12 protein-coding genes are annotated in these 12,602 nt (G+C 28.8%); 2 read left to right on the forward strand and 10 right to left on the reverse strand.

The genetic code is table 11. The annotated features are described in order from the left end of the window. Positions 1 to 70 precede the first annotated feature (70 nt). Positions 71 to 1,858 (reverse strand): GTPase HflX, encoded by a 1,788-nt coding sequence (gene hflX / locus OXH55_RS07535; RefSeq protein ID WP_268049215.1) that lies wholly within the window; start codon positions 1,856 to 1,858, stop codon positions 71 to 73. Between the two features lie 138 nt (positions 1,859 to 1,996). Here hflX and hpt point away from each other — a divergent pair, with 138 nt between their 5' ends. Then, complete coding sequence (gene hpt / locus OXH55_RS07540; RefSeq protein ID WP_268049216.1) at positions 1,997 to 2,521, forward strand: hypoxanthine phosphoribosyltransferase; 525 nt, start codon at positions 1,997 to 1,999, stop codon at positions 2,519 to 2,521. Positions 2,522 to 2,576: 55 nt separating this feature from the next. Here hpt and yunB read toward each other — a convergent pair whose 3' ends face one another. Further along, positions 2,577 to 3,233: a sporulation protein YunB gene (gene yunB, locus OXH55_RS07545; RefSeq protein WP_336296766.1), complete on the reverse strand. Its 657-nt coding sequence runs from the start codon at positions 3,231 to 3,233 to the stop codon at positions 2,577 to 2,579. Between the two features lie 247 nt (positions 3,234 to 3,480). On the opposite strand from yunB, the gene OXH55_RS07550 reads away from it, so the two are divergent. Then, on the forward strand, positions 3,481 to 6,069 hold the full coding sequence (locus OXH55_RS07550; protein ID WP_268049217.1) for a transglycosylase domain-containing protein: 2,589 nt from the start codon (positions 3,481 to 3,483) through the stop codon (positions 6,067 to 6,069). 49 nt (positions 6,070 to 6,118) lie between these two features. Here the strand turns inward: OXH55_RS07550 and spoVAE are convergent, their stop codons facing one another. The 8 genes from spoVAE to OXH55_RS07590 form a co-directional block, all read right to left on the reverse strand. Continuing rightward, complete coding sequence (spoVAE, locus tag OXH55_RS07555) at positions 6,119 to 6,475, reverse strand: stage V sporulation protein AE (protein WP_268049218.1); 357 nt, start codon at positions 6,473 to 6,475, stop codon at positions 6,119 to 6,121. Beyond that, positions 6,468 to 7,493, reverse strand: coding sequence for a stage V sporulation protein AD (gene spoVAD / locus OXH55_RS07560; RefSeq protein ID WP_268049219.1), 1,026 nt, complete (start codon positions 7,491 to 7,493; stop codon positions 6,468 to 6,470). Before spoVAD ends, spoVAE begins: the two co-directional genes overlap by 8 nt. A 15-nt stretch (positions 7,494 to 7,508) precedes the next feature. Continuing rightward, positions 7,509 to 7,961 carry a stage V sporulation protein AC gene (gene spoVAC / locus OXH55_RS07565; RefSeq protein ID WP_268049220.1) on the reverse strand — a complete coding sequence of 151 codons (453 nt, stop codon included), beginning with the start codon at positions 7,959 to 7,961 and terminating at the stop codon, positions 7,509 to 7,511. Positions 7,962 to 8,070: 109 nt separating this feature from the next. Next, on the reverse strand, positions 8,071 to 8,826 hold the full coding sequence (sigF, locus tag OXH55_RS07570) for an RNA polymerase sporulation sigma factor SigF (protein ID WP_268049221.1): 756 nt from the start codon (positions 8,824 to 8,826) through the stop codon (positions 8,071 to 8,073). Positions 8,827 to 8,882: 56 nt separating this feature from the next. After that, entirely contained in the window at positions 8,883 to 9,311 is a 429-nt protein-coding gene (spoIIAB, locus tag OXH55_RS07575) for an anti-sigma F factor (protein ID WP_268049222.1), read from the reverse strand. Positions 9,312 to 9,326: 15 nt separating this feature from the next. Beyond that, positions 9,327 to 9,662, reverse strand: coding sequence for an anti-sigma F factor antagonist (gene spoIIAA, locus OXH55_RS07580; protein ID WP_268049223.1), 336 nt, complete (start codon positions 9,660 to 9,662; stop codon positions 9,327 to 9,329). A gap of 350 nt (positions 9,663 to 10,012) precedes the next feature. Further along, on the reverse strand, positions 10,013 to 11,773 hold the full coding sequence (locus OXH55_RS07585) for an Eco57I restriction-modification methylase domain-containing protein (protein WP_268049224.1): 1,761 nt from the start codon (positions 11,771 to 11,773) through the stop codon (positions 10,013 to 10,015). Between the two features lie 83 nt (positions 11,774 to 11,856). Beyond that, entirely contained in the window at positions 11,857 to 12,498 is a 642-nt protein-coding gene (locus OXH55_RS07590) for a cyclodeaminase/cyclohydrolase family protein (protein ID WP_268049225.1), read from the reverse strand. Positions 12,499 to 12,602: the final 104 nt, after the last annotated feature.

Genomic DNA, 12,602 nt, shown 5'->3' on the forward strand with positions numbered 1-12,602 from the left:
ATTTATTCCCTAAAAATAATATTCTTTCTTTACCATGCTGTCTTATAAATACCCTTCCTTATATGAATACTTATTTGCACATATATTGTCTGCACCTATTATAAACTTCTTCATCAACCATAGCAGAAATATACGTTCCTTCTTCTTTATATTCTTCTTCTATTACCTTTGCTCCTCTATGTAATAATGCTACAGTCCCTTGATCAGTATATGGAATTAAATATTCTACTTTTTTTAGTTGATTAGGAAGCATATTAGATATTTCATCTAATAATAAATCTAAATTAATATCTTCTTTCGCTGAAATTTCTATAATATCTATATTGCTGTATTTTTCCTTCAATTTAGCTAATGATAATTCATCCACTTTATCTACTTTATTTAATACTAAAACTAACGGCTTATCCTTTGCTCCCAACTCCTCTAAAACCTCATTTACTGCTTCAATTTGTTCATCTGCTGTTTCTGATGAAGTATCTACAACATGTAAAAGCAGTTCAGAATTTATTACTTCCTCTAAGGTAGACTTAAAAGCTTCAACTAAATCATGAGGAAGTTTTCGTACAAAACCTACTGTATCAGTTAAAGTTACCAACCTATTATCTGGTAAGATTAATGCTCTTGTAGTTACGTCTAATGTAGCAAATAACATATCAGCTTCAAAAACACTTTCTTTTTCCTGTACATCTTTTGGTGATGATATCTGACATAATTTATTTCTTAAAGTTGATTTTCCCGCATTTGTATAGCCCACTAAAGAAACTTTAGGTATATTTTCTCTGCTTCTTTTATCTCTTTGAATTTCTCTTGTCTTTTTGATCTTTTTTAGTTGTTGAGTTAGATCATATATTCTCTCTCTAATATGTCTTTTATCCATTTCAAGTTTCTTTTCTCCAGGCCCTCTAGTTCCTATTCCACCACCAGTCCTTGATAAAACGGCTCCTAAACCTGCTAGTCTTGGAAGTCTATATTTAAGCTGAGCAAGTTCAACTTGTATCTTAGCCTCTCTACTTCTAGCTCTGCTTGCAAATATTTCAAGTATCAGCGTAGTTCTATCTATAACTTTAGCTCCTATAAAAGCTTCTAAGTTTCTAATTTGTGATGCAGATAATTCATCATCAAATATAATTACATTTGCATTATGTGCCTGTCTCAACATTGAAATTTCATTAACTTTTCCTTCCCCTATAAAAAAAGTTGTATCAATTTTGTTTCTTTTTTGAAGTATCCTATCTAATGTAATAACATCACACGCTCTTGCTAATTCTTCTAATTCTTCTAAACTCTCCTCACTCTCAATTCCAACCAAAATAGCCCTTTCCCCATGGTCCTCCTCTACATCATTAAGCTTTACATTTTCCTCCTTATTGCTAATTACATTTAAAATATTGATTTTTAATGTTTCTTCAACATCTAAAGGTCCAAGTAATTCAGCTACTAATTTATTATTCTCTATACCACAAAATCCAATAGTTATATCTGTACACTTTCCATCTCTTACACCTATAGCGGCCATTGCATCAAGTTTCATTTTTATCATAGCAGATATATCTAAGGTTGAAAGCATAGAATTTCCATTTGGATGAGTATGTATTATTCTAACACCTGATAATTTTTTTTCCTTTACATCTATAATAGGCATTTCTACTGTAGTATTATCTCCAATTGAAATATTTACAATATTACCTTTTCTATCTACAGCTATACTTATTTCTTTATTTATGTCTTGAGTAATTTCACACATTATATCCATTACTTCTTTATTACAAATATCGTCCTTATCTATTTTGTAATTATAAATATCCTCTAATTTATTTATAATTGATTTTCTTACTCCGTCAGTATTTCCTAATATCATATTAGCACCTCATTTTTACGTTTTTCATCTTATTTTTACATATTTCAAGAATTTTATATGCTCTTTTACTTGACAACTTTCATATAATTTTATACTATAAAAACAATATTGTAAATATCTATAGTCTGGAGGATTACAATGGAAAATAAAAAAAGAAATATTCTTATAAGTGAAGAACAAATACAAAAAAGAATCACTGAACTAGGTAAAAAAATATCTTCTGATTATGAAGGTAAAAACCTTTACGTTCTTTCATTGCTTAGAGGAAGTTTTATATACACTGCTGACTTAGTTAGAAGCATTACAGTTCCAACTAAAATCGGGTTTATGACAACTTCAAGCTATGGACATAATGAAAGCTCATCTGGTCAAGTGAAAGTAGTAAATGATATTCCTGACAACATTGAAGGTCTAGATGTACTTATAGTAGACGACATAGTTGATACAGGAATAACAATGAAATTTGTAATGGAACATGTAAAATCTTTAGGTGCTAGAGAAGTTAAAAGCTGCGTACTTTTGGATAAACCTGAAAGACGAAAAGTAGATGTAACACCTGATTATTGTTGTTTCGAAATTCCCGATGTATTTGTAGTTGGTTATGGTCTAAATTATGGTGACTACTACAGAAATATACCGTATGTATTTAATTGGGAAGAATAATAAAATTACATTTAATTTGTGTAAATTACTATGCCATAAGGCATAGTAATTTTTATTAATTGCTATTATTAGGCACTTTTATTCCCATATCATCAAACTGTAGAGCAGTTTCTGGTACCTTTCCGATAATAATAGTTTCAGCAATTGGTACTTCATTATTCACTTCTACAATGTTACTACTTAAAGGAAGAATTACTCTAATCTTAGTATTAACCCTTACATAAATTTTATGTCTTGTTTGATTTATGCCTGCACTTTCAAATTGAGATAAATATTTTGTCTCTATGTAACCTATTGGATACATTTTAACGGTTATTTTAGGTCCTAAATATGAAAACATATTATTTTTTAATGCATAAGCTAAAGGTAATCTTATTCCCTTTTCCCCTAATTTTCTTAGTTCTTCACCAGCTTTTAATGCTACATCACAAGCTATCATATTCATTTTTAATGTATCTGCTTTTAATAATACTATATTTCCCTCTCTATCTTTGTCCATTTTTATTATCTCATCATATTTAAATCTATTAATATATTCTTCAACTACACACTTATTTACTATTTCTATTGCTCTCGCTCTTACTTCAGCATCTGCTGCTGCAATTATTGAAGGTGTCAATGTTTTATTAAATATATAAATAAAAAGATTAATTCCAATAATTATCGAAATAATATAAGCTATAATTCTTATTTTATTATTCTTTTTAATAATAACTCCTCCTTACTATCAATTAACAGTTGAGTCTTAATATTAGGACAGTAACTGATATTTTTCTTACAAAAAACTCAAAAACAAACTATATTATAACTATATAATTATATGAAACAATTTTATAATGCAGAATAGGGAATTATGCTCTTGCAGTATAATAGTTATCAAAACTAAAAAAATAGTATATAATTTCATTATATGATATAATGTTAGAGTTAACATAAGACTAATATAAGGAGGATTATAGATGACTGAAAATAAAAAGAGCCCAACTGAAAAGAAAAAAAGGAAAAAAAAGTTTAAAGCTCTTAAAATTATATTGCTAACTATATTAGCCATAGTCCTATTTTTTGCAGTTGCTGCTGGTGGTTTAGCTCTTGCAATGATTAAGACGGCTCCTGAATTGGACATAAATCAAATTAAAGCTACTAACCAAGCTTCAGTAATTTATGATGATAAAGGCAATGTTATAGATACTATAATCACAGATAAAAAAAGAACTATCATAAAATATGACGAAATGCCTAAAGATTTAATAAATGCCTTTGTCAGCATTGAAGATGAAAGATTTTTTGACCATAAGGGTATAGACCCTAAAAGAATTATGGGTGCCTTTGTTTATGATGTTAAAAGTTTTTTAACAGGACATAAAGGAATGCAAGGTGCATCTACAATCACTCAGCAATTACTTAAAAATACAATTTTTGATACTGATACTAAAAATCTTGATTCAAAATCAATATTACAGCGAAAAATCAGAAGAAAAGTTCAGGAAATATATTTAGCCCCTAAGCTTGAAAAGCTTATTGGTAAAAAAGCTGTTTTGGAAGCTTATTTAAACACCATATATTTAGGTGGAAGAGCTATTGGTGTAGAAGCTGCTGCACAGCAATATTTTCATGTTAAAGCAAAAGATTTAACTTTAATTCAATGTGCTTTTATTGCAGGATTACCTCAAAGTCCTTCAGTATATTATCCATATTCAAGAACATCTAGAAAAGATCCATCTAAATATAAAAACAGAACCAAAACTGTTCTTGCTAAAATGAGAGATAATGGATACATAACAGAATCACAATATAAATCTACAATAGCAGAAATAGATATTCCTAGAAAAAGTGTAACTAAAGATGAAAATGCATCTACTTTAGGTAACTCCGTAATAGGAAAAGCTACTTCGAATAACGATAGATATAATTTCGAATGGTTTTCTAGACCTGCTGTTAGTGAAGTAAAAAAAGATTTACAAGAAAAATATCATTATACTGATGGTGAAATTGAAAATTTATTAGTTAACGGACATTTAAAAATATATAGTACAATGGATAAGGACTTGCAAATTTCTACTCAAAATATTCTAGATGATAATAATAATCTTAGGGTCTCTTCAAAAAAAGATGAAAAAGGTATACTTCAACCTCAAGCCTCTGCTGTTTTAGTTGATTATCATACTGGAGAAGTGAAAGTTTTAATTGGTGGTCGTGGAAAGCAACCTGCTATGTCTTATAATAAAGCATATGATGCACATGTTCCTAGTGGCTCTAGCATAAAACCTTTAACAGTTTATGGCCCAGCAATTGATACGAAAATTGCTACTGCTGCCACTGTTATAGAAGATTCTCCATTGCCAGCTGAAAAAGGTAGAAAATATAATGGTGGAAGACCATGGAATCCTAAAAATGCTGGTGGAAGCTATTCTGGATATATAAATTTAAGAGAAGGTTTGAGACGTTCCATAAATCTTTTTGCAATAAAATTAGAAGATAAACTTGGTCTTGAAGTTGGTGCAAGCTATGGTAAAAAATTTGGTTTAACCTTAAATAATACAGACAAAAATAGTATAGCAGCTTTAGCTCTTGGTGAATTGAATTACGGTACAAATACATATACAATGGCAAATGCTTATGGTGTATTTGGTAACAATGGATTATATACTGAACCTCGACTTTATAGCAAGGTAGTAGACAAAGCTGGTAAAGTTATACTTGAAACTAAAATAGAAACTAGAAAAGTTTTATCTCCACAGTCAGCTTACATTATGTACGATTTATTAAAAGAACCTGTGAGAGCTGGTACTGCTACTCGTGCAAAACTAACTTATAAAAGCAATATTCCTTTAGCTGGTAAAACAGGTTCAACAACAAACTTTAAAAATCTTTGGTTCTGTGGACTTACTCCATACTATTCAGGATCAGTTTGGATTGGAAATAAAAACAATCAAAGAATTTACAGTAGTGATGCAGCTTATATCTTAGGTAAAATAATGAATGAAGCTGTTAAAAACTTACCCGTTAAAGATATATCAGCACCTTCTGGCATAACAAGTGCCTCAGTTGATAGAATCTCTGGTCTACTTCCTACGGAACTATCTTATAAAGATCCTAGAGGAAGCACTGTATATACTGAATTATTTATTAGGGGTACGGTTCCTACAACTTATGATGATATTCATATTCTAGCTAATATAAATAAAAGTAATGGAAAACTAGCTACAGCAAATACTCCACCTTCTCTAATAGAATCTAGAGTATTTATCAAAAGAGATTATATTCCTAGTGTAACCTTAAGAGATCAGCAATATGTATCTCCAAAAGAACTTGATGATACTGCAGCACCGCCTCCAACTGAACCAGATGAAACTACGGATCCAAATAAAGAAAATGAAAATTCCGATAATAATACTACAGATCCTGAAAATCCTGGTAAGGAAGAAGAAACAAATGAAGATGTTAATGATGAAACAGGCTCTAATGTAGATGATGATAATGATACTGCTGACGATAACCCCACTGATATTACTAACGAAAACTCAAATACTCAAGAAACAAGTAACTAAAAACTAAAAATAGGATTAAAGGAATTTGTTTAAATCCCTTTAATCCTATTTATTTTGTCTTTGAATTAAATAATAATGCCATTATATATCCAAAAAATATGGCTGCACTTATTCCACCAGCGGCCCCCTTTACTCCTCCAGTAAACGCCCCTAGAAAACCAACCTCATCCACTTCTTTCATAACAGACTTTGCAAGATTAAATCCAAAGCCAAGTAAAGGTATAGTTGCTCCTGCCTTTCCATATTTAACTACCACATCATAAATCTTTAAAGCTCCAAGAATTACTCCAGTAGTAACAAAAACAACTAAAATTCTACCTGGTGTGAGTTTTGTTCTATCCATTAGAATCTGAGCAATAAGACATATAGTACCTCCTACGAGAAAAGCCATAATATAATCATTCATTTTGATTCCCTCCAAACTCTATAGATACTGCATGCGCAATTCCTGGTATACTTTCTCCTTGAAGAGAGCTAGTAGGACTCATTAATGCACCTGTAGAAACAAGCAACACTCTTTTCAGTTTTCCTTGCATCATATTCTTATATATGTATCCACAGCCAACTACTGCTGAACAACCACAACCACTTCCTCCACAATTAGTTTTCTGCTTTTCTTTATCAAATATTTCATCTCCACAGTCAATATATTTATTAGATATATCATAACCATATTCTTTTAGTAATTCCTGAGTTATTTTTTTACCTAATTGCCCTAAATCTCCTGTTGCAATTAAGTCATAATACTTTGGAGTTCTACCTGTATCCTGAAAATGCTGTTTTATTGTATCTACTGCAGCAGGAGCCATTGCAGACCCCATATCATTAGTATCAGTCTTGCCATAATCTTTTATTTTTCCTATTGTCACATGTGTAGTATAAGGATAATTGCCTTCTTTGGCTAAAAGCATAGCTCCTGATCCTGTAACTGTCCATTGGGCTGTAGGTGTTCTTTGACTCCCCATTTCAAGTGGAACTCTGAATTGTCTTTCTGCTGCTGAGAAATGTGAAGATGTAGCTGCTATTGCATAATCAGCAAATCCTCCATCTATAATCATCGATGAAATACTCAAAGATTCTGACATAGTAGAACAAGCACCATAAAGTCCTATAAAAGGTATATCAATGTCTCTTGCTGCAAAGTTTGATGCAGAAAGTTGATTTAGTAGATCTCCTGCTACTAAATAATTTATATCTTGTTCGTTCAAATTAGCTTTCTTTATAGTTTCTTCTATTGCTTTATACATCATGCTACTTTCAGCTTTTTCAAAGCTCTCTTTTCCATCTAAATCATCTTGCAAAATAATATCAAAGTAATCTTTTAGAGGACCTTTTCCTTCCTTTGGTCCCACCACACTTGTAGTTGCGATTATTTTAGGTTTACTTTCAAGCTTTACTGTTTGTTTTCCTACTCTCTTTGACATATTCATACCACCTTGTTATAACGTAATAAAATAATATATAATCCCTACTATAATCGAAGAACCAATTCCATATACCAAGACTGGTCCAGCTATTATAAACATCTTTGCTCCTACCCCAAAAACAAATCCTTCTTTTTTGAATTCTATTGCAGGAGATACAATAGAATTTGCGAAACCTGTTATTGGTACTACCGATCCTGCCCCTGCAAAATCTCCTATTTTATCATAGATACCTATTCCAGTTAATAATGCACCTATAAAAATCATTGTTATAGATACATAAGTTGCTGTATCTTGTTTAGAAAAACCTAAATTAATATAAAAATTATTAAATGCCTGACCTATATCACATATAAGCCCTCCAACAATAAAAGCCCGTATACAGTCTCTAACTAACTGTGATTTAGGTGCTTCTTGTTGAGATAAAGTTTGAAATTTTTTTTTAATTTGTTCTTCTTTATTATTCATATCTCTATCTCCCATCATAAAATTCATTATAAATTATCTATAATTATTATCTGCAATAATAAACTTTTTTAAACAAAAATAGGATACAAATATTTGCATCCTATTTATTCTATACACTTAATTTTTCCTTCATAGCCTTTAAAACTTTCTTTTCAATTCTAGAAACTTGAACTTGACTTATACCAAGCATTTTAGCAACTTGAACCTGTGTTATATCTTTAAAATATCTAAGTATTATTATTTGTCTCGATCTTACATCTAATTTACTTAAAGCTTCTTTTAAAGCAATCTTATTAATTATATCCTTATTTTCATCTTTATTATCACTAATTTTATCGATCAAAAAAATTGGTGAACCATCATCATGGTGAATTGTATCATATAAATATTTAGGATCATTTACAGCTTCAGTAGAAAATAATATTTCTTCAGTAGTCATTCCTGAAAACTCTGATAATTCTTCAATAGTTGGTTCTCTACTTAACTTTTTTGTTAGTTTTTCTTTATCATAATGTAACTTCCTAGCATTATATTTTATACTTCTACTAACCTTAATTAGTCCATCATCTCTTAAAAATCTCTTAATTTCTCCCATAATCATAGGAACTGCATAAGTAGAAAATTGTACATTATATTTAGCTTCAAAATTATTTACGGCTTTTACAAGTCCTATACATCCAATTTGAAAAATATCATCATATTCATAACCTCTATTCATGAATTTTTTACTTATTGCTGAAACAAGAGGTAAATTATTTTCAACAAGTTTATCTAAAGCACCTTTATCTCCTTCTTTAGCTCTTTGAATCAAACTTAAATTTTCTTCAAACTTGGTATTATTTTTTTTATATACATCTCCACTCATAATATCCACAAACCACTTCCAAGGTTCTTTCCTCCTTTCATAAAAACCTATGTATCCTAGTCCAATACTTTAAATTTTTTCCTCATTATAACCCTCGTTCCGTTATCTCCTTCAGATGTAACTTCCAATTTGTCCATAAAAGTTTCCATCACTGTGAACCCCATACCTGATCTTTCTAAATCAGGTCTTGATGTATATAAAGGCTGCATCGCTAATTCTACATTATCTATCCCAATCCCATTATCTTTTACTATTAAAGTAACTTCATTTTTACATATCTCTGCTTCAATAGTTACTAAACCTTCTTTGTTTTCATATCCATGAATAATTGAGTTAGTAACAGCTTCTGATATAGCTGTTTTTACATCAGTTATTTCTTCAATTGTAGGATCTAATTGAGAAATAAAAGCTGCTACAGCAACTCTTGCAAAACTCTCATTTTCTGATTTACTTAAAAACTCTATTTTAATTTTGTTATCATACATTCTATATTCCCCCCACTACATATTCTCTAGTGCTTGTTCAATACTATCATATAAAGGAATAATCTTGAACATTCCTGATAGTTCAAATACTCTTTTAACACTACCTTTTACTTTTGTAATATATACCTTACCTTTTTTTCCCGATAATTTCTTATATCTTCCAATCACAACTCCTATACCTGAACTGTCCATAAATGTAACTCCAGAAAAATCCATAATAAGTTTATTACAGTTTTCTCTTTCTAACCTATCATCTACCTTATTTCTGACTTCCTCTGCGCTATGATGGTCTAATTCTCCTAACATATAAACTATTAGTTTATCACCTTTATTTTCAAAACTAAGATTCATTTTATCCCTCCCAAATCTATTGTAAAATTATGCAATAATATATTTATTCTATAATATTGATTATTTTCCTTCTTTTTCTAATTGTTTTAACCGTATCAATTTTATTTTTGCCTATTTTCTTTATTTTTATACATATTAAAATATAAAAATCACTTTCTTTTTTTATAAGTTGGATTTTTTATTTTAAAACACATCCTTAAGCTACTAAATGGAAGTTTTTTTTGGGGGAATGTTGTTTACATTCTTTTAAAACAGAACCTAAACAAAAATAAGTCTAAAACACATAATATATGTTTTAGACTTAACTATTTATTTACCACTTATCTTATTCTATGAATTTAATATTTTGTTTATTTAATGTATTCTTCTATTATCTTTATTTCTTCTTCATTAAATTGAAAAAAGTTATAAAGTTCTTTATCACCAAATTGCTCTTTAGTTCTCATTGTAGGTATACAAAGCTTCATTAAATTATTAGGATAATATTCATAAAGATTGTCTCCTAATTTCTTAGCAAAAGTCTGAAAATAATATTGATAAACTTTACTATTTAATAAAGATATCAAATATTTATACGTAAAAGGGACATTATTTCTTAAGACAAGGCAATATATATCTGCACTAAAATATTTGCCTTTATCTAAAATAAATCTATTATTACTTGATTTATACGGAAAAATTATTTTCTCATTCTCAAATATTTCTTGTTTTCTGCCCCATTGAAGTGCATACCATTTCCTTACACCACGTTTACATTCTCTTCTCTGTAAAAGTTTTGTTTTTTGTTTTGCAATATGTTTTATTGCGTTAGGATAGTCTTCTTCATTTTTTATAGCATCTGAATAGATTATGTAATTATCATGTTTTTTTATATTATCTTTTCTAATACAACTGCTTTTTATCCAAGGTTTAATAATATCTTTTTCTATTTTCTCTTCATTTATAGTTTTATCATCTAATACAAAAGCTTTATCACATCCTGTAATTATACCTTGAAAGCTCTCACAAATATTTGAAAGATGAGTAAAACTTTTTTTCTCTATTTTAGATATTATATTTCTTTCTTTCTCATCTCTTAATATCCAACCCTTATTATTTAATATATTTTTATTTATATTAAATTTTTTGTAGTTATTCCCTTGATTAAAAAATAAAGAATTATAAAATTTATCTTTATTTTTAGGTAAATTTTGAATAGGCTTTATTATTTCAATATTTTCTTCTACATTTTGTTCATTATTTAAAAATATTATTACTGGATCTATTCCAGCTTTTTTAAAAGGTCTTATTCCATAAAAATCTACTATCTTATATAATGAACATACTTCCTTCAGTATTTTTCTAAGTTCTTCTCCACTTGGAGCTTCAATAAAATATCTAGAAGTTATAAAGGCAAGTTTTCCTTTCTTAATTAAATTATTTAAGGCGCTTTGAAAAAAACAATAAGAAATATCTCCTTTATCCTTATAAATACTTTTATATTTTTTCTTTAGCTTGCTACTATATTCCTTATCAACGGCTTTATGTCCTATATATGGTGGATTTCCAACAATGATATTATATTTTGTTTCATTCTCATCTATAAGAAAATCTTTATTCACTAAATTATCTTTATTAAAATAATGAGCTATATTAAACAAATCAATAGATAATATTTTTAAGGCTTCACTATCCAAATCAAATCCGTATAAATTATTATCTATAATATGAGAAACTATATCTGATTTTGAAAGTTTTAAATTATTTTTAATATTTATTTGCTCTAGATTATTCTCATATAACTCTCTTAAATATATGAAACATGGTATTAATATATTTCCACATCCACAAGAAGGATCTAAAATCTTTATATATGGATTTTCTACTATGTCTTCAGAATATATTGTATCTTTTACTATGTAACTAGCTATTTCATAGGGAGTATATACTATTCCTGACTCTTTTCCTTTTTCCTTATTAATAAACTTAGTATACAAATCCGAAAATCTTTCTTCATCCATATTAAATATTTTCTTATATTTGTCCAAAGCCATTATTTTAAAAGTATCGTCAATTGGTGCATTTATTATATTATAAAGTTCATCGATTTTATCTAAAAAATAGTTAAACATTCTCTTCATCTCTCCAAAGTTAGTATAATGGCATAAACCAAAGTATATCATAGTTCAGCATAACTAACAACCTTAATTACCACTTAACTAATTTTAGAATTAACTATTTTCATTATTTCATCTTTCTTAGATAATGCTTCTTTCATTATTTTTCCACATTCATCCTCTATTTTGTTTTTATAATTCTCATCTTTAATTCCACTTAAATTTATATTTACATTTAATATGGCACTTTCTACTGCACTCTGTAACAAAATTGCCGCTACCCCAGCATCTGAAATAACATTTTTATTTCCATACTTGCTAGCAATCAATACATGTTCATACACTTCCATACATCTTTCAGCTAAATTTAACGGAACTTGTAAAGCAGTTTTATATCCTATATTTATCCTTTCTATTCTTTTCATTTTTTCTTTTTCTGTATTCTTTGGTAATTTAAAAGCTGACATAAGACTTAAAAAGGCTTCTCCATCTTCATCCATAAAGTTTAATAATTCATTATTATATTCTTCTATTTTAGTTAAAGACTCATTAACCAAAGCTCTCTCATCTTCAGTATACTCGTCATATATTTTTTTTCCTATTGTTAAGTTAAAAACCATAGCAGTTAATGCTGAAGATAGTGCCCCTGCTAAAGCCGCCGCACTTCCTCCCCCTGGTATAGGTTCTTTTGAAGATAATCTTTCTATATAATCTTTTATCATAAAATTCTTTTGTATCATATTTTTCTCCTTCCTTTCTATCTCAAAAATATATTTAACGTGGTAATTTATATTATCATATTTCTGCTAATATAAATAGCCATACAAAGATATTCTTGTATGGC

Source organism: Clostridium ganghwense (assembly GCF_026735165.1).
In the GTDB taxonomy this organism is placed as follows: domain Bacteria; phylum Bacillota; class Clostridia; order Clostridiales; family Clostridiaceae; genus Clostridium_H; species Clostridium_H ganghwense.